Here is a 25,780-nt window from a genome sequence, read left to right as displayed (position 1 = left end):
ACAAACGATGAGCGACGAATTCTACTACGGCACCGGACGCCGCAAGTCCGCCGTGGCCCGCACCCGCCTGTACAAGGGCAATGGCCGCATCCTGGTCAATGACCGTCCTTTCGAGGAATATTTTCCCCGTCCCACCCTGCTTTCCATCGTGCGCCAGGCCCTGGTGCTGGCCAAGCTCGACGGCCGGGTGGACGTGAAGGTCAACGTCGCCGGCGGCGGCATGACCGGCCAGGCCGAGGCCGTGCGCCACGGCATTTCCCGCGCCCTGTGCTCCCTCGACCCGGAGCTGCGCGGCGTGCTCAAAAAAGCCGGCCTGCTCACCCGCGATTCCCGCGAGAAGGAACGCAAGAAGTACGGCCAGCGCGGCGCCCGCGCCCGCTTCCAGTACTCGAAGCGTTAATCCGCGCGGGGATACCAACGCATCTACGGCGGGGCCGCTTTGGCGGTCCCGCTTTTTGTCGTTTGCGCCGACCGGCCGCACGGCTTCGCGCGCGTTCCAGGCCCTTCGGTGCCCCGCCGTTTCTCTCTCCCCCCGCCTCGCCGTCCTGCTGTCAGCTACGCCTGGGGGCTTTTCCCATACGGTCCTGGTCGCGCTACCCTCGGGCCGCCATGGCCGCGAGCACGGGGCGCAGCAGACGGCGCATGTCCCATTCCCGGGCGAAGCGCCGGCTGTTGCGGCTGGCGATTTCCCGGCGCGCGTCGTCTTTTTCCAAAAGCCGCAAGCAGGCGGGCACGAGCTTCCCGAAGGGAGCCGTGGCCAACCCCAGGCGCGCAAGCGGATTGTCCGGCGCCTGTTCGGTCAGCACGCACACGCCATTATTGAGCAGGTAGGAAAGGCGCACGGTCTCCAGGATGCCAGTTTCGTAGTAATGCAGATTGAGCACAAGCTTGGCGCGTTCGATGCACGCGTCGCGCTCCCGGCCGAATACCCCTTGCAGCACACGCAGGTTGACGTCGGCGTTTGCAAGCGCGTCCAGAACCCGCTTACGCCGCTCGTTGACGAACCCGTAGAAAAGCACGTCGATGTCTTTCGGCGCGTCGTGGTCGAGCATATCCAGCCGGGGATGCCAGCCGACGGGCAGATGCAGCACGGGCAGTCCGTAGGGTTGCAGATGCGCCATGTTGACGGCGGAGTATTCCCAGATGCAAAACGCATTGCGCAAAAGCTCGAGGCGTTCCTCGTGCAGGGAGAACGCCGCGTCCGCAAGCTGTTCCAGCTGAAACGGCACGTAGCGGTAGCCGTACAGCACTTCCCCGTTGCGGATCTTATGGTAATCGAGCAGGATGTTGACGGCCCCGTGCGCGACCTCGCCCACCGAAACGCGGCAGGAATGGCCCAGGTCATCCAGGCTGTACTGCAACAACCGCGCGACCTCGGCGAAATACGGCACGGATTCCCGGCTGGCGAAACAAATATTGAACATGGCCCCTCCCGCACACGGCCGCGCGGCGGAACTCCGCTCGTGTCGTGTTCTCGAAATTCGTACGTCCGAATTTCGAGAACAATAGTTAGAATTAATTATTTTTCTGTAAAAATATTACCACATTTTTTACAGTACACCACACTAGGCGCGAGCGCCGCCAGACCTTGCCACAAGCGCTCTTCCCGGGTATCCCCCAGCCGTCCCCCGTGGACGGCCGCCGGTAGCGAGCAAGCTTGCCCGGGGCGCGGCGGCAGGCACGCCACCCCATTCCTACCGGAACATCCGGCCCCTTCAAAGCCCTCTGCCCAGGAGTACGCCATGGCCGAGCACAAGCCCGCCCCCAAGCTCGTTTTCGCCGACGACGACGGCAACATCTACGATCACCCGGAGCTTGAAATGCTCGTGCGCCGGGGCGACAGGCTCGAACCGCCGCGGCCGGACGAAATCATCCCCCTGCCCCCGGAAAGCGAACTCTTTCTGCTTCCCGGCCGTGACGCCCTGGGATTTGATCCCGAATCCGGGGAGATCGAGCGCCTGGAGGACCGGGCCGTGGCCGCGTTCGTCTGCCCGGGGCACACGCTTTCGGCCACGGCGGCCTATGCGACCAATCCGGGCGCGCCGGTGCTGCCGCTTTTCGCCTATGGCGCGGTGGGATTTTCCGGGGACCGCTTCGTCGTGGCCGCGGCCAAGGTGGACGAGGACCGGCGACAGGTGTTTACCGGCATCAGCAGGGACCGCATCGTCAAGGGCGCGCGGGCGCTGCGCAACAAGTACCCGAAAAACCGCCTCATCGAGCACCTTTCGGGCTGCGCGCTGACGTCGTGCTGCCCGGCGGCGCGAAACCTGGCGCTCGGGCGCTTCGAAGCGCCGCTTCCCACCTCCCGCGCCTGCAACGCGCGCTGCATCGGCTGCCTGTCGCTCCAGGACCCGTCCTCGGGCTTTCCCTCGACCCAGAACCGAATTGCGTTTCGCCCCACGGCCCAGGAGGTCGTGGAAGTCATGGCCGAGCACGGCCGCCACGAGGCGCGGCCGGTCTTCTCCTTCGGCCAGGGCTGCGAGGGCGAGCCGCTGACGGAAATCCGCGTCATCAGCGATGCCGTGGCGCGCTTTCGCAAAAACGGCGGCACGGGCACGGTCAACGTCAACACCAACGCGAGCCTGCCGGACGCCGTGGAGGCCTTTGCCGCCGCCGGCGGCACCTCCATCCGCGCCAGCCTCTCAAGCGCCGATCCGGACCTCTACGCAGCCTACTACCGGCCCCAGGGCTACGCCTTCGCCGACGTGCGCGAGAGCCTTGCCCGGGCGCGGGCGACCGGGCTTTTCATCTCGCTCAATTTTCTCTTCTTCCCGGGCATCTCGGACACCGAGGCGGAGCTTGCGGCTCTTGGCGAATTGATCACCACACACCGCGTGGACTTTGTGCAGTTGCGCAACCTGAACCTGGACCCTGAGCTCTACCTTTCCGTGGCCCGGGGCAGCGGCGCGCTGGCCGATCCGGCCCGCCACGCCTCCATGGGCTTCAAGAACTTCCGCAAGCGCTTGCGCAAGGCCTGCCCCTGGCTGCGCTTCGGCTATTTCAACCCTGTAGTGGAGACGCTGCCCGTGTCGTGATACCACCGATTGACTTCCATTTCTTCGGAGGCGCACTCCGCCCTCATGTGTGCGAAAAGCCCGGCGACAACCTGTCGCCGGGCTTTGTTTTCCCTAAGGAAGCCCTTTTGTTCTCCTGGCAACGCATAGCGAAACACGGATGTGTCACGCAGCGGAGGGAGAAGACGTACTATTGCAACAACAGATTGAGCACACCCACCACGCCTACAGGGGGTGCAGCGGAGAGGCTTTGCGTCGTCGTGGAACAGATACACGAACTTTCTGTTGTACAATAAGTGACTACATACGATCGAATGGCGCTCTCGACACCTGTTGCGCCGACTAAATACGTGGTAGCATCGCCACCTACAGAGGCAATCTCCTGATAGTATGGGAACGTATCGTCTTTCATGAATATTTTGTAGCTGCCGCCAGTTCCCTGGCTCGGCCAGGATAAGACAAATTTATTGTTTTTGGCGTTACCCGAGAGTTCAAAATTATTCGCCGCCGGCGTGTTCACGACCAACTTTTCCGTAGCTTCAAGCGCAACCGTCACGCCCAAGGATACTGGCGATCCTGAGTTGTACAGGTTGACGATTTTGGTCGTATATACAGAATCATCCTTATAATTAAGCAATAATGACATGATTTTACTGTTGTGCCCTTCAACGTCTATAGTATAGTTTCCATTTGACACAGGCAGGGAAATAGAAGCTGTATTCCCAGTGCGGACCATGGAACCGTTTGCTATCCCATGATAGATTGTATCGGCAGTGTCATCATACCCGAGGCGTTGGCTTTGGCCGTCCGCGATATTGACAGCTGCCCCACCATTTACCGTTGCCGTCAATGTTTGCGCGGGCGTAGCAGTTCTTCGGGATACACTTTGCACATGGCCTGCGCGAAACACTTTCGAGGGAGCACTTTGCCTGCTGCTTCTGTTCGCTGATAAATAAGCGGCGATATCCGAGGCAAACACTTTGATCAATCCGGAATGTGTTCCTTCACCTTTTGAACTACAATCAAATCCAGGCAGACACACACTGTCGTAAAGCACTGTACCGTCGCCTGCACCTTTCATGGCAACACTCTTTGCAACGCCATCCGGAAAGAGATTTGAGGCCCCCTGCGCAGCGGACACATTGAGTCTTGCGATTGTGGAATTGGCGACATTTGCTCCGAAAATTTTGGTTTTCACTGAGCTGGTCAATTTACTGAAATCAAGCACAACTTTATTATTGTGAATATATTGACTCATATTCATCCGGGAGAGCGTAATATTGTCCATACCTACCGCTTGCACAGGAAAGGTTCCCCCGCCAGAACTCGTTAAACAATTTACGCAAGCACCTCCTTGCGAAAGGCTGATAGGCATCAAAGTTCGCGAAGAGGGGATTTGACCATGTGTAAAGTCACGAACATCGGACAAACTTGCATTGTATTTCTTTGGTTTCAAGAATTTAATGAACTCAAATTCGAAAAGTGATGATCCAAAAGCGCTTTTCCACAAATTATTAAACGTATTTGATTGAAAATACAATGAATCCTCAGCCAGCAAATCTCCAGTAAAAGGATCGCCCCCCTCCCATACGGAATAAACATTAGAGGAGCCTTTATTTGGAGTACCAACCATAACAAACCGATCTACACTTGGGCTATTACTATCAAGATTGTATGACTCTATATAAAGCCTCGAAACAATTCCACCCATACTATGGGCAACAATGTCAACCTTTGATTGGTTTGTCCACTTTCTTGCTGCATTAATGCAGTCTTTTACAGCCTTGAGGGGTGCCCCCGTAATATCATCACGCCAGTCATAGGGACACTCCATAAACAAATAACCATTCCCCATCGCCGCATACAAAGCATTGATCCCGACAGGATCATCAACACCGATGCCGAACAACGTATAGGAAGGATTGAGTATCTTCAACTTTGTCCACGAGATGGTTTCCTTCGGCAACTCAGGATAAATCCACTCAGCCGTACTGAGCGTCGACCCCATGATGCCCGGCACAATGACGACAGGATGCAATCCGGAGAGATCGCTCCAGACAATATTATGGTCGCTGATATGCCCGACGGGGATAATGACGCTCTCGCGTGAAGTATCGACGGAAGCGCCCCTCACGGCGTTCGCGTCCGAAGCGTACGAGTCGATGTAATACTCACCCGCCGGAACAGCCGCGAATTTATACTCGCCGTTGGCATCCGTTTGCGTCATGGCCACTGTCGTGTCGTCCTCCTTTTGCGAGAGGACGACGGTGGCATTGGCAACAACCGCGCCGTTACTGTCCCGGATCACGCCCGCAAGGGAGCCGGTATCGTTGTCGGAGGTTACGGCAAACTGATTCGACTTTCCCGAAAGCGTCGGCGACGTGGCTTCTATCTGCACGCGTCTGAACGGTTCATAGAAGGTGATGTTTTCCTGCGCAGCGCCGTGCGTCAGTTTGATACGGCTCGGGGAAAGAGGTACAGGAGCGCTCAATGCGACATAATCATTAAACGACGTATCGACTTGCCCATCACTCCCAAGCACGCTGAATGAAACATTGACTGGCGTCCCTACAGGAACGCCGGCATATGTTTGTGACATGTCCGGACTGATGATTATTTTCTTTTCATTAATATCCGAGATATTCATTGGTTGTGCGAAATCTACCACTTGTTCGCAGATTCCATCCATATTACTGATACGAAGTTGTCCGCGGATATCAATACTTTCACTGTTGTATTGATACCAATACGAAGGAGGCAGGACTGGAACCGTAATGCTGAAGGGAATTGAATCAGTATACTTGCTTGTCCAACTCTCTTTCATATAATACTGGAGCGTATTAATCGATATCTGAATGCCGAACCTTTTCTGGCCTGCATATTCCAGAGGAATACTTGTCGGGATTGAGTAATTCAATACTCCTGTAACCGTAACATCTTCTCCTATCGAAGGGACTGAAGGCTCAACAGACGTTATCTGCATATCCAGCGTGGCACTATACTCACCATTGCAACCATTATAACCATATCTAATTTCATTATTACTACTATTAATACCATTTTTATTTATTGAAATCTTTTCGCTTGCCAACACATTAGCATTGCTATCGGTTTCATATATAGTTCCTGCGTACACGTTTCTACAGAACAAAACATGCACAGCAAATAACCAAACAATAACAAAAGTGACTGTTGCGACATGAAACTTTAGCTCCCCAATCTCATACCAACAAGAGTCACCAGCGGAAGCCATAACACACCCCTCATTATCGCTACAATATGTATTACAGAATTAACGTACCCAAACGACAAGCCGTAGCAACACAAGACAAATCCATGCAAATATATAATACATCTGTTTATATCGCGACTCGCTGCAAGAGACTTGTAGGATCGATATTAGCTTTTGGCTTTAAACACAAGAAAAACTCTCAGGCAATATTTATATTTTTCGTCGGCATTGAAACATTGCGCATGCCGTTTAAAAAGCCGACTATATCACTCAAAAAATAGACAACATTTTTCCACTAACGTCACGTCGAAAAGCTGTGCAACGACATGATCGTTGCGCAAACACAGGATGTTCACTTCTTAGAGGGAGCAGGTTGACAGTCTGTGAAAAGAAGCGGACGCGCTCAGGCCCCATGAAACTGGCCGTTCATAAAACGACGCAGCGTTTCCGGACAACCCCTGCGGGGCAGCACGCGAATATAAAGAGAAGAGTCGTACCCGAAAAAAACATCCCCTCGATGATGCTGTTGCGTCATCCTTGCCGCAACAGCGCCAGGACGCGCGACTCGCCTAACCGGCCTGGGCCACCACAAATCCCAGGCGTCTGAGCCCCTGCCGATCCGCGTCCGGCATGCCGCCGGACGTGGTCAGGTAGTCGCCGACCATGAGCCCGTCGGCCCCGGCAGCCATGGGAGCGAGCGACGCGTCGCGCCCAAAGACCGTGGGACGGCCGCCGCAGATGCGGATATGGCGGTCGGGCAGCAGAAAGCGCAGCAGGACGACGATGCGCCGGGCCTCGTCTCGGGAGAGCACGGGCCGGTTCGCCAGGGGTGTGCCCGCAATGGGGCTCAGGAAATTGACCGGCACGGAGAACACGCCGGCCTCAAGCAGGGTGAGCGCCAGGTCGGCGCGGTCGGCCCAGGTCTCGCCCATGCCGAACAGCCCGCCGGAACAGACCGGAATCCCGCTCCTGCGGCAGGCGCGCAGCACCTCCAGATTGTCCTCGAAGGTGCGACTGGTGCAGATGGAAGGATAGAAGGCACGCGAGGTCTCGAGATTGTGGTGGTAGGCGGCGAGCCCGGCGGCCTTGAGCCGCGCCAGGGCGTCCTCCGAAAGCACGCCGAGGGACGCGTCCGCGGCCATGGGCAAGGCGGCGATGCCGGCCAGGGCCGTTGCGACGCTTTCGAGTTCCGCGTCCGGCAGGGCCTTGCCCGAGGCGACCACCCCAAAACGGGTGACGCCCCGGCGGGCCATGGCCGCAGCCGCCGCGACGATGCGCTCCGGGGGCAGGAGCGGGTGTTGCGGCGCGTTCGTGGCGTAGTGGCCGGACTGGGCGCAGAAGGCGCAGTTCTCGCCGCAGCGGCCTGATTTGGCGCTCACGATGGCGCAAAGCGACGCGGCGTCGCCGATGCGGGCGCGGCGCACGGCCACCGCCGCCGCGGCAAAGGCGTCGAGGGTTTCGCCCGTCGCACTGGGCAGGACTTCAAGCAACCGCTCGCGGTCGCGGGCGGCAAGGAACGCGCCGGAAACGAGCGGTTGCGACAATTCGCGGACAAGGCGTGCAGCATGTGTGGGAGTCATCTTGGGCAACCGCCATAGTCCCGCACGCGAATTTGGGCAAGGGGCCGGAAACACGCCGACTTCCCTTGATTTCTTGGAAGATATTCCCCATATCTTTTGAATGGCGTCTTCGTCGGTCTCCGTTGGGGGGAGCGACGGGAGGCGATTGCATCCTTAAGCGCGATACGAGGCGAGCTTTGCCGAAGGAGACCGACGGTATGCGCACAAGCATCAGACGACTTGCCTTGGGGCTTTTTATGGCCCTCGTCCTGTCCGCACCGGCCCTGGCCGCGGATTACCAGATGCCGGTGGTGACCGGCGAACATTGGACCCAATCCACACCCCAGGAGCGCAAGGCGTTCCTCGTCGGCGCGGCCACCATCATCGAGCTCGACCAGGAGATCCAGGGCGAGGCGCCGGCAAGAAACAGCTCCATCGACGCCTGGGCCCGCGGTCTTGCCCCGTACACGTTCGACCAGATGGTCGCGGCTGTGGACAAATGGTACGCCGAGCATCCCGACAAGCTGCGCCGGCCCGTGGTCGAGGTGATGTGGTACGACCTGGCCCAGCCCAACATCGGCAAGACGACCATCGGCGAGGCCGATCCCACCGACGTCCTCAAGGACAAGCGCGCGGCGGCCAAGGCGCAATCCAAGGCGGCGGCGAAAGCCAAGGCCAAGGCGCAAGAGGCCGACCAGCAGTAGCGCATCGTTTACGGGACGTCTTTCGGCCTTATCTTATTATGAAAGGCGTGTTCCCCTCCGTGGCGGCGTGGCCGCCCGGAGCTGTCGTACCCAAGGAGGACACCATGAAGAAGTTGAGTCTGCTCGCCGCCGCCGTCATGCTCGTCGGCGCTCTGGGCTGCACCAATATGACCAAGACACAGCAGGGCGCGCTTTCCGGCGCGGCCATCGGCGCGGGCGCGGGCGCGGCCATCAGCGCCATTGCCGGCGGCAATGCCGGCATCGGCGCGGGCCTCGGCGGCGCGCTCGGCGGCATCGCCGGCGGCCTGATCGGCCACGAACAGGAAAAGCGCGGCTACTAAAGCCTTGCCGGAAGCGACGCGGGCTCGCGACGCCGCCGGCACAACGGGGGAATGCGCGCTCAACAGGCCGCATTCCCCCTCGTATTCCCGGGCCGGCGGCTTATGCGCCGGCCCTTCGCAGTCGTCCTGTCGCGCCTCGGCGCAATCAATGCAGAAATCGCAAGAACAACCCTGCAAGAGATTTCAATTCATGAAGATAGAGCGCAAACTTGCTTGAAAAACCTTCGATGCGCGCCTGTGCGGCAAGAGGTTCTCCAGAGGCCCAGACGTTATAGATATTTATCTTGTTGTCCGCCAGATACGCAACTGTCCCCTGTTCCATGTATTTTTTGTACGCCCGGTCGATGCACACAAACACCTCTGCCCGTCCATCGGGCACGGACTCCTGCCTGTCAACCCTGCCGATGACGACATCATCCAGATAGACGGAATCGAATCGCTGCGTCAGGGGCGTGCCGAACGCAACCGCATAGTTGACGCAGTCCGCCTCACCCGAAGCAAAAGCGCTTTCCTGCACAAGCAGCGTTTCCAGAAGCAAAAAGAACATCGTCCCCAAAAAACATATCGCCACTGCATTTTCTCCCGTCTTCTCGATTGCCGCACGCGCGCATGTGGATCGCACAGGCGAAGGCGTTTCCGGGGCGCGTGGGAGTCGCCGGCATCGCCTGGCGACAAGGCAATCCTAGCCCGTACGCGAATTTTCTTCCACTACGCCTTGCTGCGGCATGCGGTGTCCCCCTGCGCCGTCCCGGCCGGTCGGCGCGACGTTTCGGCATTGCCTGCACAAGTGTTTAATCAGGTGTGCAAAAAATTTGCGCACCTGCCAGGGATATTATTCCCACCTCCTGTCCCGCCAAACTATTCCCCAAACATTTCAATCCATGCTATGGGTTGGCCTCCATCCGTGTCCTGGCATACTCTGTGCTTTTGTTCACGAAACAAGGACGCGCCGCCGTTCGCGGGCGGCGCGTCCGCCCGTCCGGCAGCCACGCCGGCCGGGAAGCGAGGAGGGAACATGCGACAGCTCACGCGACCACGCACGATCATCGGCACCCTGGCCCTGTTGGCCATGGCCGTCCTGTGCGGCCTGCCGGCCCTGCTGCCCGCGGCCGAAGAAGAACCCGACAAGGCCCCGGGACGCAAACTCGCCCGCAGTGCCGTCTCCGCCCCGGGTGCGCGCTGGACCACGGCCGACCACTCGAAATTCGACGCGCTCAAAAAGGACTTCGCCAAACCCGAGGACGTCACGGCAGCCTGCCTGTCCTGCCACGACCTGGCCGCCGACCAGATCCACCACTCCATCCACTGGACCTGGATCTGCCCCACCTGCGGCGACGGCAAGTCCATGGGCAAATACGGCAAGACCATCAACAACTTCTGCATCGCCGTGCCCTCCAACGAGCCGCGCTGTACCTCCTGCCACATCGGCTACGGCTGGAAGGACAAGAACTTCGACTTCTCCTCCAACGACCGCATCGACTGCCTGGTGTGCCACGACACCACGCACACCTATAAGAAGTTCCCCACCAAGGCCGGCTACCCGGTCACGGAACCCACCTTGTTTCCGGAAGACGGCGTCACCTATCTGCCCCCGGACTACAAGACCATCGTGGGCAAGGTCGGCCGCCCCGACCGCCTCAACTGCGGCGCCTGCCACTTCTACGGCGGCGGTGGCGACGGCGTGAAGCACGGCGACCTCGACAGTTCCATGGGCATGCCCAAAAAGTCCCTGGATGTGCACATGGACACCGAGGGCCTCAATTTCACCTGCCAGCGCTGTCATACCACCAAGGAACACCAGATCGCCGGCCGCCTCTACACCTCGCCGGCCGCACCCGAACGCATCAGCCTCACCGAGGCGGACCTGGCCTCCAAGATCGCCTGCGAATCCTGCCATGGCCCCAAGCCCCACAAAAAGGACGCCAAGGCCAACGACCACACCGACAAGGTCGCCTGCCAGTCCTGCCACATCCCCGAATTCGCACGCGTGCTGCCGACCAAGATGTCCTGGGACTGGTCCACCGCCGGCAAGATGAACGCCGAAGGCAAACCCTTCAAGAAGGAAGGTCCCTACGGCAAGCCCGTCTACGACACCAAGAAGGGCGACTTCGTCTGGGAGAAAAACGTCGTCCCGACCTATTATTGGTTCAACGGGGCCATGAGCAACATGCTCGTCACAGACACCCTGGACCCGACGCACATGGTATCCGTCAACAAGCCCGCGGGCGCGCCGGACGATCCCCACGCCCGCATCATGCCCTTCAAGCGCCACACCGGGAAACAACCCTTCGATCCGGTCAGCGCCACCCTGGTCATTCCGCACCTGTTCGGACCCAAGGATCCCACCGCCTACTGGACCGGCTACGACTGGAAGGCCGCCGTCACCGCCGGCATGCAGTACGTGGACCTGCCGTTTTCAGGCGAGGTCGGTTTCGTCGAAACCGAATACTTCTTCCCCATCACCCACATGGTCGCACCCAAGGACAAGGTGGTGCCCTGCGAGCAGTGCCACGCCGTGGAAGGACGCCTCAAGGGCCTGCCCGGCGTCTACATCCCCGGACGCGACGTGCACGCCGCCGTCACCTCAGTGGGCTGGTTCGGCGTGGGCGCGGCCTTCGTCATCGTGTGCGGCCACGGCCTCGTGCGCCTGATTTCCCGCAAGAGGAGGAATGGACAATGAGCGACCAACCCAACGGAAAAATGAGCATGTTCTACCTTTACACCCGCTACGAACGCTTCTGGCACTGGCTCCAGGCGGCGCTCATCGTCTGCCTCCTCGTCACGGGCTTCGAAGTCCACGGTTCCTTCACCCTGCTCGGCTACAAGCGGGCCGTGACCGTCCATGCCTGGGTCGGCGTCGCCTGGCTCATCGCCTTCGCCTTCTTCGTCTTCTGGGTCGCCACCACCGGGGAATGGAAGCAATACGTACCCACCACCAAAAAGATGTTCGAGGTCATGCGCTTTTACGCCTACGGCATCTTCATGGGCTGGCCACACCCCTGCCCCAAGACCCCCGACGCCAAACACAACCCGCTCCAGCGCCTGACCTACCTGGCCCTGGCCGCCATCCTGCTCCCGTTCATGATGGTCACCGGGCTGCTCTACTACGTCTACAACGACTGGACCGGACTGGGACTGGGGGGCTTAAGCCTCTCCGCCGTGGCGCTCGCCCACCTCATCGGCGCATTCGCCATCCTCATCTTCCTCGTGGTGCATATCTACATGACCACCACCGGCCATACCCCCTTCGCCCACGTCCGCGCCATGATCACGGGCTGGGAAGAGGAAAAGGCCGACGTGCCGGAAGACTGGGAAAAGCGGACAGCATAGGGGGGACTGAGGAGGAAAGACGGGAAGATGCCTCCGGAGGTCGGGGGGGATCATCCCCCCCGGTCCCCCCTGGGCGGGGGATCGGCAAGCGGATGGCGAGACGGTCGGTGCGCGGTGCGTCGGGGTCTGTGGGCGCCAGCGGCGAAGCGCCGCATTTTGGGAAACTTCCTTTAAGTTTTTTTGTCTTCAGAGGCTTTCGACGCAAAATTCCAAAGAATTCGCCCCGCAAGGGGCGACGGCCTGGGGCCGGAATTTTTCCTGCCGAGCCTGCCGCGCAAGCGGCGGCAGCGGCAGGGAAAATTCCGGCCCCATCTTCGTTCCGCCTCCCCCCGCCCTCCCGGTGCCCGTAGCCCGTCCCGCGCCACGACACCGAACGGGGGGACCGGGGGGAGTGACTCCCCCCGGCGGGGTCTGGGGCAGAGCCCCAGCAGGGTCCGGGACAGCGTCCCGGCCGCCGGAGGCGTCTTCTCCCCTGCCCCTGCCCTGTCCCTTTCCCTTACTTCTCCTCGTCGAGCAATCTGGCTTCGGCGTCGGTGACGGGTTCCCATGCGGACGGGAACAAAAGCATGATGGCGGCGAAAAAGACCAATGCGGCTGCGATGAGCGCATCTTTCATGGCTGTCTCCCCCTGACTTTTCCGGCCCCCCCGGACCGGACTCCCTGGTTCCCTGTCATTTGTTCTAATCTTTTTTCCCCGCCCGGCAAGGGAAATCGCAGCGGCGGCACCCGCATGGTTTGCGCTGCGGTGCGCCTTGGGCTACACAATGGACGACCCTGTCCGGGAAACGAATTCAAGGAGCGCCATCATGGCCCTTTTCGGCAGTGACAAGAACAAAAAGTCCAAGGATGCGAACAAGGCGGAAGAGCAGAAGCCCAAGCGCCTGATCCCCGAAGACAACCTTGCGGAATTGACCAAATTTTTCGAACCGATGCAGGAGCCGGTCGAGCTTGTCGTTTTTACCGATCCCAAGCGGAATGTGCCATACAACACGTTCATGGAATCATTGTGCCGGGAACTTGCGGAACTGACGCCAAAGATCACGGTGCGTTCCGAACCGTTGGACGGCGACGTGGCCAAGCTCTATGGCGTGGATTTTTCGCCGACGTTGCTGCTGGCTCCGGACCGTTACCGCATCCGCTACCTGGGCGCGCCGCTCGGGGAAGAAGCGCGCACGCTGATCGAGACGATCATGCGTTTGTCCGTGGGCAAGAGCGGGCTGGGGCAGATTTCGCGGCAACTGCTCGGGGAGCTCGACGAGAAGCGCGACGTCAAGGTGTTCGTCAGCCCGTCCTGTCCGTATTGCCCCGGCCAGGTGAGCCATGCCTTCCACTGTGCCATCGAGCGGCCGGACCTCGTGTCGGCGGCCTGTGTGGACATTTCCCAGCATACCGAGCTGGCCGCGAAGTTCCAGGTGGGCTCGGTGCCCCACACCTTCGTCAACGACGATTTCCAGATGCTCGGGCTCTTGCCCGAGGAGCGCTTCGTGGTGGAGCTCGTGACGCTCAAGAGTGCCGAGGAATTCCTGGCGCAGCAGCGCGGCATGGGCATGAGCGCGCAGGATGGCCTGGACGTCCAGGAAGTGGATGTGGTCGTGGCCGGGGCCGGGCCGGCGGGGTTGACGGCGGCGATGTACGCGGTGCGCAGCGGGCTATCGGCGGTGGTGCTCGAGAAAAACGTCATCGGCGGCCAGGTGGCGCTCACGCCCGTGGTGGAGAACTACCCGGGGTTCGCCAACGTGCCGGGCAAGCAGCTCATGGAGATGATCGCCAAACAGGCGCGCGCCTATGCCGACGTGCACGAGGGCGAGGGCATCGAGGAGGTCAAGGTCGGCAAGCACGTCGAGATTTACACGGACAAGGCGGTGTACGTGGCCCGGGCGCTCATCCTGGCCACGGGCGCGGCCTGGAAGAAGCTCGGCGTGCCGGGCGAGGACCGCTATTTCGGCTTCGGCGTCAGCTACTGCTCGACCTGCGACGGGTACCTCTACCGCGAGAAGAAGGCCATGGTGGTCGGCGGCGGCAACACGGCGCTCACCGACGCGCTGCACCTCAAAAACCTCGGCGTGGACGTGACGGTGATCCACCGCCGCGGGGAGTTCCGGGCCGAGAAACACCTTGTGGACGCCGTGGCCAAGGAAGGCGTCAAGACGCTTTTAAACGCCGTGGTCGTGGAGATCCTGGGCGAGGACAACAAGGTGACGGGCGTCAAGGTCAAAAACGCCGTGGACGAGACCGAGCAGGTCGTTGCGACCGACGCGGTGTTCGTGGCCATCGGCCTTACGCCCAACACGGAGATCGCCGAGGAACTGGGGCTGACGCTCGACGCCGACGGCTTCATCAAGACGGACCGGGCAAAGCGCACGTCGATTCCGCGCATCTACGCCGCGGGCGACGTGACGGGCGGCGCGCGCCAGATCGTCACGGCCGTGGGCGACGGCTCGACCGCCGCGCTTTCGGCCTTCGAGGACCTCGCCCATCCGTACTGGAAAAAGGAAAAGACCGCCTAGCGCTCCCCGCGAAGCAGCACCCGCTCTCCACCTCTTGGGAGATCCAGGAGGGGCCTTAGCCCCTCCTGGCCGCCGGAGGCATCTCCCCCCACTTTCTCACACCTCCCCCTCTCACACTCACACCCCCCTCCTACCCCGCCAGCAACGCGGCGGCGGCATTGAAGGAAGCCGGCGTGGTGAAGCCCGGCGCGAGCAGGTAGACCGGCGTATTCGCGGCCGTGACCGCGCTTTGGCTCGTCGCGCCCTGGTTCATGAAATCGAAGTAGGCGGACTGGAGAAGCGGATCGGTCAGGATTTCGCCGTACACAGCCTGCCATTCCTGGGGCGTGGCCAGGCTTTGGCCGTACGTCTCGACGTAGTCGTATTCCTTGCTCCACTCGGGCGCGCTCGACTGGAGATCGAGGGTGTAGGTCGTCTCATCGAGCAGGGCAGAGGTCCCGGTATCGTAAGTGTAAATCTGATAGCCGGGATTGTTGCCGAACACCGGGGAAATCGAAGGGGCGATGCGGATGAGGTTTGCCGCGCCCGAGCCGTCCACGGCGGTGATGAGCCGGAAATCGTCGTTGTGCGTATGCCCGGTGAAGGTGGCGGCGATGGTGCCGTCATAGGCCAGTTCCAAGGCCGTGAAGGCGTTGTTGAAGCCGTCCTCCAGCATGCCCGAGTAGGTCATCTGCCCGGTCTGGCCGTAGGTTTCGGCCACGCTGCCGTCGGCCGCGCCGACCGGAATGTGGCCGACCACCCAGACTTTCTGGAAATCCCGCGCGGAATCGGCGAGCTGCGAGGAAAACCAGGCCAGTTCCACCAATCCCGGGCCGGGATCGTCGTATTCGGTGATCCAGAGGTTGTCGTTGAGCACGACGTACTTGATCCCTGTCGGGCCGTCGGTCTCCACGGCGTAATAGCCGCCCATGGCGTAGCTGGTCGCGAAGGCCGCCCGATCCGCGTCGTTGTTGAAAAAGGCCTGGGCGATGACGGGGGCCGAGTTCGCCAGGTAGGCGTCGCCGGGGCGCGCGCCGATGCTGCCGAGCATGTTGTCGGTGTCGCAGTTGCCGTCGGCCACGAGCACCGTGGCGTTCGGGAAGCGGGCGTCCACTTCGCTGACGAAAAACTGCACGGTCTTTTGCGCGAAGGCGTCGAGGCCGGCCTGGCTCGTGTCGCCGGTGAGCGTTGCGTAGTCCTCCGGGAAATCGTGGCCCAGGATGTCGCCGGGATAGAGGATCAGGGAGACGCCGCCGGCCCTTGCGGCCATGTCATCAAGGGCGGATTCGAACAGGGCGTAGTTGCTGTCGCTGCCGTAGGCCGCGTAGGCGGTTTGGCTCGAAGAGGAAAGGATGCCCTTCCAGGCGGAAACGTCCGCGGCCGCCAGGGCCTGCGCCAGGGACGGGTCGGCGAAAGGATCGAAGTGCACGTCGGAAAAAAGGAGAAACGTGGACGCGTTGCCAGCAAGCGCCATACGGCCTTCCCTCCCGGGCGCAGCCCGGACATATGCGAGTACGTCGCCCACGTATCCATGGCGCAGCCAGAGCGTGTCAAGGAAGAAGCGCGAAACGCCGTGGAGGCTTACGGAAAGAAAAGGCTAGAGCGTGGCGTAAAATTCCGCCGGGGCCAGTTCCGTGGATTCGAACCAGCCGCGCTCGGACAGATGCCGGCGGATGTCCTGGCACAGTTCGCACTTGTTGACGTAGCCGGCGGGGCTGGCCGTGAAATCCTCGAGATGGGCGGCGTAGTCGTAGAGGCCGCGGATGCCGGATTCGGCCAGGGTGGAGAGGATCGGGTACAGCTCGGGGTCGAGCGGGCCGCCGAGGTCCATGGCGCGGATGGCCAGACCCGAGCACAGCCCGGGCACGTAGTCGCCGTAGAGGTCCATGTGGAAATGGCTGGCGTCGGTGAGCTCGCCGCGGCAGTCGGCGGACGCGCCGGCCAGCACTTCCTCCACGGGCCGGCGGCCGAGCGCCGGCGCGAACAGATCGAAGGCCCGCCCTCCCAGGTGGATCCAGGCGCGCTCGAGAATGCGCGCCGGATAGTCCGGGCCGAAATGGCGCAGGTATTCGGCGAAAGGATGGGTCGTCTCCGGGTCGAACGCGCGGAGGTCCTTGAGGAAATGTTCCTGCCAGGGAAAGACGTCCACGCCCGCGATCCGGGCCGCCTCGATGGTGCCCAAGGTCTTTTTGAGGGGCACGAAGCCGTTGTGCATGGGGCTTATGGACACGAGCAGCCGGGTGAGTCCCATGCCGCGCAGTTCGGTGAGCAGCCCGACCGCTTCGTCCATGTCGTCAAACCACGAGCCGCTGGTTTCCACGTACTCGATGGGCATGCCCGTCTCCTCCGCCGCCGCCAGCACGCCGGCCAGGGAGAACGGATCGACCAGCGGTTCGCCGCCGCCCACGTGCATGGCCGTCGCGCCCAGGGACAGGGCCTTGGCGAAAAGCGCCGCGGCCGTGGCCTGGTCGATGTATTCCGGCGCGCGGGACGGCCCGCCGCGATAGAGGCAATGCGGACAGGCGCTCTGGCACTGGTAGGTGGCGACAAGCCCGCCGGATTGCAGGCGCGTGACGGCGAGAGTCATGGACCGTCAGCCTCCCGCCAGGGAGGTCAGGGCGGAAAGCACTGCCTCGGCGTGCCCCGCCGCCTTGGCCACCTTGGGCCAAACCTGGCGCACGACGCCCTCGGGGTCGATAAGGAACGTGGAGCGCACCGTGCCCATGGCCTCCTTGCCGTACATCTTCTTCATCCGCCAGGCCCCGTAGGCGTTGTGGGCAACGAGCCCGGGATCGGAGAGCAAAAGGACCGTCAGCGCGTGCGTGTCGATGAATTTGGCGTGGGTGGCCGGCTTGTCGCGGCTGACCCCGACCACGGCCGCGCCGAGCGCGGCGAAGCGCGGCAAAAATGTGGAGAACTCGACGGCCTCGGTGGTGCAGCCGGAGGTCAGGTCCTTGGGATAGAAATACAGCACCAGCCAGCGGCCCCTGAAATCGGCCAGCGAATGCGCCTTGCCGGCCGCGTCGGGCAGGCTGAACCCCGGGGCCGGGTCCCCGGGCTTGGGCCAGGGTTCGTCGCTCATGGCTGCTCCATCCTGGCGGGCGGCAGTTCCGTCGCGGCCAGTTTCTTGTGGATCGAATCGATGTCTTCCACGGGATAGCGTTGCCGCAAATAAAAATAGCGGTCCACCACCTTGAGCACATAATCCCGGGTTTCGTCAAAGGGAGGCACGCCGCCGGCCTTGGCCACGGCCCCGGGGCCGGCGTTGTAGGCGGCCAGGGCCATGACTTCGGTCTGGAAACGGTCCAGCATGGATTTGAGGTAGCGCGTGCCGGCGGCGATGTTGCGCTCGGGGTCGAAGGGATCGCTGAGGCCGAGGAACTTCTGGGTGTCGGGCATGATCTGCATGAGCCCCTGCGCGCCCTTGGGCGAGACGGCGCAGGCGTTGAAGCGCGATTCCTGCTCGATGAGCGCGTAGACGAGGCGTGGGTCCAGGCCGTTCTTGCGGCTGTGGATATTGACAAGGCGCAACAGTTTCTTGTCTTCGATAAGGGCCGGATAGCGGCAGGCCAGGGCGCGCGCGCCGCCCTCGAGTCGCCGGCCGGCCTGGCGCAGGGACGCATCGCGCTTGGCCGCGGCGACGGGATCGGGCAGGCTGATTCCGTGGATTTCCGTGGCCGGCATGGGCGCGGTCGCCATCTTCGGCCCGGCGGCGATCCCCGGCACGGTCGCAAACAGGAAAAGGCCGGCCAACACGGCCGGCGTCAATACGCGCATCGGACAAGGCTCCTTGGCGACATACCCCTGCCCCCTACCCCCTTCGCCAGGGATTGACAAGAAAGGGGTCAACGGACCTGACGCCGCCAGCGGTCGATGGTGTCGTCGATAAAGCCCTTGTCGTTACACGGCTCGGCCCAGGCCGCGGAAAAACAGGCCGTATCGCTGCGCGGCCGCTCGTTTGCGGCGAGCTCGCGCATGTGGATGCGCATGGGCACGGGCACGCCCTCGCCCACCACAACGGCCTCCTGCGTGCGCAGCGCCGGCAGGGCGGAAAGCAGGCCCGCCGCGTTTTCCGGCATGGCCCGGCGCACGAACAGCTGGTCCTGTTCGTTGCTCATGCGCAGCGACACGAGCGTGTTGACCTGGGACAACACGGTCTCGGAAATCTCCGAAGGCCGCTGGGTGACGAGCCCCAGGGACACGCCGTACTTGCGGCCCTCCTTGGCGATGCGCGCCAGAGCCCGGCGCGTGGGGCCAAACGCCGCCGACGCGTCGCGCGGCACGTAGCGGTGGGCCTCCTCGCACACCAGCAGCACCGGCCGTCCCCTGCCCCGCTCGGCCCACAAGGCGAAATCGAAAATGAGCCGGCACAGCACCGAGACGACCACGTCCACGATCTCCGCCGGCACGCCGGCCAGGTTGAAGATGGTCAGCGGCCGCCCGTCCGCCGGCAGGCGCAGATAGCGCGCGAGGACCATACCCATGTTGTCCTCGATGGTGAGCTGGCCGAACATGAAGGAGAAACGGCGGTCGCGGCGCAACGCGTCCAGGCGCGCCGTCAGGCGCAGGTAGGGGATGGCGCTCTCGGGCTTGTCCAGGCGGCCCATGCCGGTCTTGAGCAGCTCCGTCACCCGGGCCAGGCGGTAGGGCGTCGGCGTGTCGATGGTCAGCCCGCCCTCATCGCCGCCGGCCCCGCGCCAGTACTCGGCTTTGGCCGCCAGCACGCATTCCTTGAGGATGTTGGCCTCCACCTCGCGGTAGGGCTGGCCGCCGCTGCAAAAGACCTGCACCATCTCCTCGAAGTCGAGGAGCCAGTACGGCAGGACGAGGTTGTCCGGCGTCACCGATTCGGCCATGTCGCCAAAGGCCGCGGCGTATTCGTCATGGGGATCGAGCAGCACGATGTGGCCGTTGCCGTGCGCGGCGAGCACCGAGCGCAGCAGCACGGCCACGGTGCAGGACTTGCCCGAGCCCGTGGTGCCGAGCACCGCGAAATGCTTGCCCAGGAAATCGTCCACCACCATGAAGGCCGGCACCTCGGGGTCCTGGTGCAGGCTGCCGATGCGCACGCTCGATTTCGTCGGCTTGGCATAGATGCGGGCCAGGTCGCCCGTTGCGGCCAGTTGCGCCGCGCCGCCCAGGCAGGGGCTCACGGAGACGCCGCGTGTAAAAATGAAGTCGTCACGCTCCGGCCCCAGGCTCTCGCCAAGCAGCGCAAGCCTGGCCAAATGGCGGTCGTTTTCCCCGGGACTGGCCGCCGGCGCGGGAATCGTCAGCGACTGCACCAGACCGAACACCATGGAACGCGGCGACGGCAACACCACCATCTCGCCGACGCGCACCTCGCCGGCCACGGCGGCATCGAGGACCAGCGTCACTTCCGCGCCTTCGATGGCGGATACGTAGCCGATGTGTTTGCGTTGCATCATCATGTGGAAGAGTGCCTCCGGCGGCCGGGGGGATAATCCCCCCCGGCCCCCCTTGATGGGGGTTCCAGGAAAACTCAAAACGTCTTCAATGCCTTTCCCATGCGGCGCTTCGACGCTGGTGCCCGTGGTCGCGGAAATGGGGGCGGCCGTGCCGGCCGGCTTTGCGGCCTGCGGGGCCGCCCCATTTCCGCGACCACAGACCCCGACGCACCGCCCACCTACCGTCCTCCCACCCGCTTACCCATCCCCCGGCGAGGGGGTCCGGGGGGCATCATGCCCCCCGGCCGCCGGAGGCCTCTGCGCCCTTATCCCTTCCTCTCCCCTCCCCCATCCCCGCCGTGCAGCACCGCCTCGATGGCGGCGGCGAGGTCGCGGCGCAGGACGGGTTTGAGGAGCAGGTCGCGGATGCCGATGGCCCGGGCGTTTTCCTTGCTCATGGTTTCGCTGAAGCCCGTGAGCATGAGCACGGGCAGGTCGGGCCGCGCGGCGAGGGCTCCCTTGGCCAGGTCCGCGCCGGTCAGGTCCGGCATGTTCTGGTCGGTGACGAGCAGGTCGAAGGCGGCGGGGTCGGCGCGCAGCAGTCCCAGGGCGCGGCGGGAGTCCGTTTCCGCGTGCACGGCGTAGCCCAGGGATTCGAGGAGTTCGCGGCCGATTTCGGCCAGCGCCTCCTCGTCGTCCACGAACAGCACGCGGCCGCGTCCCATGGACGGCGCGGCCTGCGTGTCCGCCGCCGCCTCGTCGGCTTCGGCGGCAAGAGGCAGATAGACGTCGAAGGTCGCGCCTGCGCCGGGCGTGCTTTTGACCTTGATGTCGCCGTTGTATTTGCGCACCACGCCGTGGGCCACGGAGAGCCCCATGCCCGTGCCTTCGCCGGGTTTCTTCGTGGTGAAGAAGGGGTCGAAGATGCGTTCCTGGATTTCGGGGGGAATGCCGGGTCCGGTGTCGCGCACCCAGAGGTGCAGGCACTCGTCGGCGAGGGCGTTGCCGCGGATGGGGCATGCGCCGCGCGGAGCTTCCTCGAGGCCCACCTCGAGCACGCCGCCGGTTTCGCGCATGGCGTGGGCGGCGTTGGAGCAAAGGTTCATGAGGATCTGCTGGATCTGGGAGGGTTCGGCCAGCACGGCGTCTCGGCCGGGTCGGATGTTTTCCTTGATGGCGATGGAATTGGGCACCGTGGCGCGGATGAGCTTGAGCGTTTCCTTGACCAGCGGCCCCACGCGCAGGCAGCTCGCGCCGGGTTCGCTCTGGCGGCTGAAGGAGAGGATTTGCAGCACGAGGTCGCGGGCGCGGCGGCAGGCGGAGAGGATGTGTCCCACACGCCGGGCCAGGCTGGAATCCGGCGCGGCGTCGCCTTCGATCATTTCGGCAAAGCCCATGATGATGCCGAGGATGTTGTTGAAATCGTGGGCGATGCCGCCGGCGAGCGTGCCGATGGCTTCCATCTTCTGGCTCTGGCGCAGGCGGTTTTCCAGGTTTTTACGTTCGGTGATGTCGTGGGCCACGAAGACCGTGCCGATGGGCGCGTCGTCGGCTTGGGACAGCGGCGAAGCCGTGACGAGGAATTCGCCGCGAAGCCTGGGGATGGACAGTTCCCTGGAGTGGTAGCGGCCGTCGGTCATGGCCAGGATTTCGTTCGAGCGTTCCCCGGGCCGTTCGGGCGCGTCGAAGAGAAAGGTGCATTCCCGGCCCACCACGTCCCTGGGCGGCAAGCCCAGGCGGTGGGCCATGGCGAGATTGAGGCGGCGCACCCGGCGGTCGCGGTCGATGACCACGACCATGTCCTGGACGGAATCGAACGTGCCTTCCCATTCGCGCTTGGCCGCGGCGATGAGCCCGGTGACGCGTTCGCGCTCCTCGATTTCCCGGGTGAGCTTGCGGTTCGCGCCGGCAAGGGCGGCGGTACGCTCGGAGACGAGGGTTTCCAGGCGGCTTTTGAGCGCCGTGAAATCGCGCTCGGCGCGCCATTTTGCGCAAAGCGAGGTGGCGAACTGGCGGATTTCCTGGGGATGGAAGGGTTTTTGGATGTAGAGCAGCTTGTCCGCCGGCGGTACGCGGGCGGCGATGGCGTCCGCGTCGAGGTCGGTGAACGCCGTGATCACCACGATCTGCACCCAGGGGTCCATGGCCCGGATCTCTTCCGCGGCGACCAGGCCGCCGCGGCCGGGCGGCATGCGCACGTCGAGGAAGGCGGCGGCGTAGGGCCGGTGTTCGCGCAGGGCCGCGGCCACGGCGGCCACGGCGGCCTCGCCCTGGCGGCACAGCGTCAGCTCGAAGCCCGTTTCGGTTTTGGACGCGGCAGTGCCGCCCAGGCCGTCGAGACCGTCGAGAAGATCGTCCTCCGGGGCCAGTATCTCGGTGAAAAGGTCGAGGATGCGCGGCTCGTCGTCGGCTACCAGCAGGCGCATGGGCGCAGGGGTCGTTGTCGTGCCTGCCATGTGACGCCGCCTCCCTTGCGCGGCTCAGGGCATTTCGGAGCGGTCCAGGCGCTCGGCGGCCGAGGGTTTGCGCGGCGTAAACGGGACCGCGGCCTTGGTCGGGGTTTCTTGCAAGGGCCGGGCCGGCTTGGCCGCAGGCTGGGCGGCCTGGGACGAGGCCGGCGTCGCGGCCGGAACGGACGCCGCCGGGGCCGGTGCGACGGACGGCTGCGGCGTCACGGCGCTCGGCAGGCTGACCTCCTCGGAGGCCGACAGGCGGCTCAGGTTTTCCTGGGCCACGGCGTAGAACTTCGGATTGGCGGCGATGGCGCGCTCGAAATACTCCTGCGCCTTGGCCTTGTTGCCGGCCTCCATGTAGCACACACCGAGGTTGTTGAAGGCCGTCGCCTCCGAGCCGACGCCGGCAAAGGCCGCGTAGGCGTCGTCGTAGCGGCCGAGGCGGCACAGGGCGAGCCCCAGGTTGTTGGCAATCTTGGCGGATTTCTTCGCCGCGCCGGCCTTGCGGAAGGCGGCCACGGCATCTTCGGTGCGGCCGAGCAACAGGAGAGCAAGGCCCCGGTTGTTCTCCACGTCCGGGTCGAAGGCCACGGCCAGGGAGCGGTCGTAGACGGCCAGGGCGGCCTCGGGACGGCCCTCGCGGGCCTCGATGGCCCCGAGCAGCGCCGCGGCCCGGGACAGGCCCGGCTCGCGTTCCAGGGCCTTGGCCAGGACGGCGGCGGCTTCGCTTCTGTTGCCGCCGAGATAGAGGGCAAAGCCCAGGCCCTGCAGGGCCGGGGCGAATTTGGCATCGCTTTTGAGGGCTTCCTTGTAGGCCAGGGCGGCCTTGGGATACTCGCCCATGCCCAGGTACAGGTCGCCCATGCGGGTATGCACCTGGGCGGGGGCGGCCCCGGCAGCAAGCGCCTCCAGATAGAGCCGGCCGGCCTCCTGGGGCTGGCCGTGGGCCAGGGCGGCGTCGCCGGCGGCCAGGGCGGCGGCCCCCTGCCCGGTCCCCAGCCCCGATTTGCCCTTGGCCCCGGAACCGCCACAACCGGCGAGCCCGGACAGGCAAACGGCCAGCGCCAACAGCGCGCAGGCCAAACGCAAGCGTCCCTTCACCTCGCTCCCTCCCCATGTCCTGCCGCTGGACATAGCAGAGCCCGCGCGAGGGGTAAACACGCATCCGCGACACCGCCGCGATGCACAGGCCCACCGCCGTACGTCCGATCCCCAAACCGTGGTCCGAAAGGCGGGCCCCTCTCCACGATTCGTGGAACAAACCCGTCATCCCGCTTCGGGCGGCAACGGGAATCCTGCGTCGACAGCCGGTTACTCTTGGGGACATGGCGTCGTCCCCACGCCTTCCCTGGCATGATTCTTCCAGACTAGGGGAAACCCCCCGGCCTCCGGGGAATGCCCCCAAGGGGGATGGACACCATGCAACGCAAAAAAACAGACGCACGCGGCAGCGCGGCCGTGGAAATGGCCATCGGGATGCTGTTCCTCGTCCCGCTGCTGCTCATCCTGGTCGAGGCGACCACGGCGATTTCGGAATACGCCCAGCTGCAAAACGCGGCCATGGAAGGCGCACGGATGCTCGCGCGGCAAAACGGCGACACCTCGGGCGTGGAAGACTTCATCAAGAACAGCATCCTCACCGACGCCTCGGGCAACTCCGTGCTGCGCGGCGCGAACCCAACGGTCGCCATCACCCCCCGCGACGACGACAACAACGTAACAGTGCAGGTCAACCATGCCTACTCTCCCCTTTTCACCACGCAGTCCGGCGAGGCGAGCACGTTCACCTTTGGCAAGGATACGCTCGTTATTTCCGCCCGTTCGACCATGGCCCTGCCTGAGGCGAATTAACGGCGACGCGCGCGGCGCGTCGAGCGTGCTTCTGGCCGCGACCCTGGTCGGGGCCATCGCCGCGGCCGGCGTGGCCATGGACCTCAGCCGGGTGTACGTGGCACGCAACAAGCTGCAAAACGCCGTGGACGCAGCGGCCCTGGCCGGCAGCCTGCAACTGGCCGACGACCCCGACGTGAACAACGGCACGGTGGAAACGGCGGTCAAGGCCAACCTGGCCCAAAACGACCCCGACGCCATCAACGTGGAAGTGACCTCGGGCGGCGCGACGCGCAGCGTGTGCGTGGACGCCGACGCCGTGGTGGACATGACCCTGACCAAGGTCGTCGGCGTGGATGCGCAGACGGTCTCGGCCGAGGCCTGCGCCGGCTACAACGACATCGAACTGGTCATGGTCCTCGATGCCACGGGCAGCATGAAGGGCACGCCCATCGCCAACGTCAAGGAAGCGGCCACCAACCTGGTCAAGCTGATCATGCCCTCGGACAACGCCGCCAACACCCGGTCCAAGATCGGGCTCGTGCCCTTCCAGGGCAAGGTGCGCATCGACGGCAAGGACCCGGTCACGGCGGAACAGAACCCCGACGGCGTGGGCACGGGCTGCCGCAACGCCGACGGCTCCCTCAACAACGGCAAGCTCAAGACCGAATACAGCGACACCCGTTCGCGCAGCTCCATCTTCTACGGCTACACCATAAGCGGCGTGAGCACCTCCCAGGACAAGACCTGCTCCGGCATGTCGCCCATACGCGCCCTGTCCTCGGACAAGGCGACGATCCTCGACAACATCGACGCGATCAACGCCGGCGCGGTCACCTCCGGCACCCTCATTTCCGAGGGCATCAAGTGGGGCCACAGGGTGCTCTCGCCCGATGCGCCCTACACCGAGGGCAGCACGGACAAGAAGGTGCGCAAGATCATGATCCTGCTCACCGACGGCGACACCGAGGACGGACGTTGCGGCGGCAACTACGCCTCGGGCTCCAAGACCATCAACACCTATTGGACCAACGCCTATTTCGGCATGGGGCTTACGCCGACGACCGCGACCTCGCCCTACGCGACCCTGTCCACGGCCACGGCCACGCTCGCGCAAATCCCGAGCTGCGTGGACGGCGGCCTGCTCAACCAGTACGTCCTCGACGAGGCCGCTGCGGCAAAAAACGACGCCAACTACCCGGTGGAAATCTTCACCATCCGCTTCGGCGATTCGGATTCCACGGACAAGAGCCTCATGCAGCAGGTCGCTTCGTCCAAGACCGACACGACCGACCATTACTACGATGCGCCCAACGACTCGGACATCCAGGAGATGTTCAAGAAGATCGGGCAGCAGCTCGGCCAGCGCCTCATGACCAAGAAGGAAGCGACCACGGGCACGCCGTGAGGACGCGCGAGGGAA

General features: G+C 63.4%; 20 protein-coding genes. 9 read left to right on the top strand and 11 right to left on the bottom strand.

Features of this window, described 5'->3' with window-relative positions:
- Nucleotides 1–7 precede the first annotated feature (7 nt).
- Nucleotides 8–400, top strand: coding sequence for a 30S ribosomal protein S9 (gene rpsI, locus Q368_RS0104570; protein WP_029457673.1), 393 nt, complete (start codon nt 8–10; stop codon nt 398–400).
- A 193-nt stretch (nt 401–593) separates the two neighbouring features.
- On the opposite strand, the gene Q368_RS0104565 is transcribed toward rpsI, so the two are convergent.
- Nucleotides 594–1,424, bottom strand: coding sequence for a hypothetical protein (locus Q368_RS0104565; protein WP_029457671.1), 831 nt, complete (start codon nt 1,422–1,424; stop codon nt 594–596).
- A 318-nt stretch (nt 1,425–1,742) separates the two neighbouring features.
- On the opposite strand from Q368_RS0104565, the gene Q368_RS0104560 reads away from it, so the two are divergent.
- Nucleotides 1,743–3,035: a radical SAM family protein gene (locus Q368_RS0104560; RefSeq protein WP_029457670.1), complete on the top strand. Its 1,293-nt coding sequence runs from the start codon at nt 1,743–1,745 to the stop codon at nt 3,033–3,035.
- Between the two features lie 169 nt (nt 3,036–3,204).
- On the opposite strand, the gene Q368_RS24390 is transcribed toward Q368_RS0104560, so the two are convergent.
- Nucleotides 3,205–6,267: a carboxypeptidase regulatory-like domain-containing protein gene (locus tag Q368_RS24390; protein WP_084158677.1), complete on the bottom strand. Its 3,063-nt coding sequence runs from the start codon at nt 6,265–6,267 to the stop codon at nt 3,205–3,207.
- A 548-nt stretch (nt 6,268–6,815) separates the two neighbouring features.
- On the bottom strand, nt 6,816–7,826 hold the full coding sequence (bioB, locus tag Q368_RS0104555; RefSeq protein ID WP_029457669.1) for a biotin synthase BioB: 1,011 nt from the start codon (nt 7,824–7,826) through the stop codon (nt 6,816–6,818).
- 197 nt (nt 7,827–8,023) lie between these two features.
- Here bioB and Q368_RS0104550 point away from each other — a divergent pair, with 197 nt between their 5' ends.
- Both Q368_RS0104550 and Q368_RS0104545 read left to right on the top strand, forming a co-directional pair.
- On the top strand, nt 8,024–8,509 hold the full coding sequence (locus Q368_RS0104550) for a hypothetical protein (protein ID WP_052360023.1): 486 nt from the start codon (nt 8,024–8,026) through the stop codon (nt 8,507–8,509).
- A gap of 104 nt (nt 8,510–8,613) precedes the next feature.
- A complete protein-coding gene (locus Q368_RS0104545; RefSeq protein WP_029457665.1) occupies nt 8,614–8,850 on the top strand; it encodes a glycine zipper domain-containing protein in 237 nt (78 codons plus the stop codon).
- Between the two features lie 145 nt (nt 8,851–8,995).
- On the opposite strand, the gene Q368_RS0104540 is transcribed toward Q368_RS0104545, so the two are convergent.
- Nucleotides 8,996–9,421, bottom strand: a complete 426-nt coding sequence (locus Q368_RS0104540) for a hypothetical protein (RefSeq protein ID WP_029457663.1) — start codon at nt 9,419–9,421, stop codon at nt 8,996–8,998.
- Between the two features lie 444 nt (nt 9,422–9,865).
- On the opposite strand from Q368_RS0104540, the gene Q368_RS0104535 reads away from it, so the two are divergent.
- The 3 genes from Q368_RS0104535 (at nt 9,866) to Q368_RS0104515 (ending at nt 14,687) form a co-directional block, all read left to right on the top strand.
- Entirely contained in the window at nt 9,866–11,530 is a 1,665-nt protein-coding gene (locus Q368_RS0104535; RefSeq protein ID WP_029457662.1) for a tetrathionate reductase family octaheme c-type cytochrome, read from the top strand.
- Complete coding sequence (locus Q368_RS0104530) at nt 11,527–12,180, top strand: cytochrome b/b6 domain-containing protein (protein ID WP_029457660.1); 654 nt, start codon at nt 11,527–11,529, stop codon at nt 12,178–12,180. The genes Q368_RS0104535 and Q368_RS0104530 overlap by 4 nt, the downstream gene beginning before the upstream one ends.
- 806 nt (nt 12,181–12,986) lie before the next feature.
- Nucleotides 12,987–14,687, top strand: a complete 1,701-nt coding sequence (locus Q368_RS0104515) for an FAD-dependent oxidoreductase (protein WP_029457658.1) — start codon at nt 12,987–12,989, stop codon at nt 14,685–14,687.
- Between the two features lie 130 nt (nt 14,688–14,817).
- Here the strand turns inward: Q368_RS0104515 and Q368_RS0104510 are convergent, their stop codons facing one another.
- From Q368_RS0104510 to Q368_RS0104480, 7 genes are all read right to left on the bottom strand, one after another.
- A complete protein-coding gene (locus Q368_RS0104510) occupies nt 14,818–16,140 on the bottom strand; it encodes a metallophosphoesterase (RefSeq protein WP_029457656.1) in 1,323 nt (440 codons plus the stop codon).
- A 123-nt stretch (nt 16,141–16,263) separates the two neighbouring features.
- On the bottom strand, nt 16,264–17,253 hold the full coding sequence (locus Q368_RS0104505) for a radical SAM family protein (protein WP_029457654.1): 990 nt from the start codon (nt 17,251–17,253) through the stop codon (nt 16,264–16,266).
- 6 nt (nt 17,254–17,259) lie between these two features.
- Nucleotides 17,260–17,748: a peroxiredoxin gene (locus Q368_RS0104500; protein WP_029457653.1), complete on the bottom strand. Its 489-nt coding sequence runs from the start codon at nt 17,746–17,748 to the stop codon at nt 17,260–17,262.
- On the bottom strand, nt 17,745–18,443 hold the full coding sequence (locus Q368_RS0104495; RefSeq protein ID WP_029457651.1) for a lytic transglycosylase domain-containing protein: 699 nt from the start codon (nt 18,441–18,443) through the stop codon (nt 17,745–17,747). Before Q368_RS0104495 ends, Q368_RS0104500 begins: the two co-directional genes overlap by 4 nt.
- A gap of 68 nt (nt 18,444–18,511) precedes the next feature.
- Nucleotides 18,512–20,098 carry an ATP-binding protein gene (locus Q368_RS0104490; protein WP_245611281.1) on the bottom strand — a complete coding sequence of 529 codons (1,587 nt, stop codon included), beginning with the start codon at nt 20,096–20,098 and terminating at the stop codon, nt 18,512–18,514.
- A gap of 302 nt (nt 20,099–20,400) precedes the next feature.
- Nucleotides 20,401–22,530 carry a hybrid sensor histidine kinase/response regulator gene (locus Q368_RS0104485; RefSeq protein ID WP_043785032.1) on the bottom strand — a complete coding sequence of 710 codons (2,130 nt, stop codon included), beginning with the start codon at nt 22,528–22,530 and terminating at the stop codon, nt 20,401–20,403.
- A gap of 24 nt (nt 22,531–22,554) precedes the next feature.
- Nucleotides 22,555–23,628: a tetratricopeptide repeat protein gene (locus tag Q368_RS0104480; protein WP_052360022.1), complete on the bottom strand. Its 1,074-nt coding sequence runs from the start codon at nt 23,626–23,628 to the stop codon at nt 22,555–22,557.
- 318 nt (nt 23,629–23,946) lie between these two features.
- Between Q368_RS0104480 and Q368_RS0104475 the strand changes: the two genes are divergently transcribed.
- Complete coding sequence (locus Q368_RS0104475) at nt 23,947–24,378, top strand: TadE/TadG family type IV pilus assembly protein (RefSeq protein WP_029457640.1); 432 nt, start codon at nt 23,947–23,949, stop codon at nt 24,376–24,378.
- 25 nt (nt 24,379–24,403) lie between these two features.
- Entirely contained in the window at nt 24,404–25,765 is a 1,362-nt protein-coding gene (locus Q368_RS0104470) for a pilus assembly protein (protein WP_245611280.1), read from the top strand.
- Nucleotides 25,766–25,780 lie beyond the last annotated feature (15 nt).

Source organism: Solidesulfovibrio alcoholivorans DSM 5433 (genome assembly GCF_000702665.1).
Classification (GTDB): domain Bacteria; phylum Desulfobacterota; class Desulfovibrionia; order Desulfovibrionales; family Desulfovibrionaceae; genus Solidesulfovibrio; species Solidesulfovibrio alcoholivorans.
The sequence above is the reverse complement of the archived record's forward strand: the minus strand, read 5'-3'. Positions and strand labels throughout refer to the sequence as shown.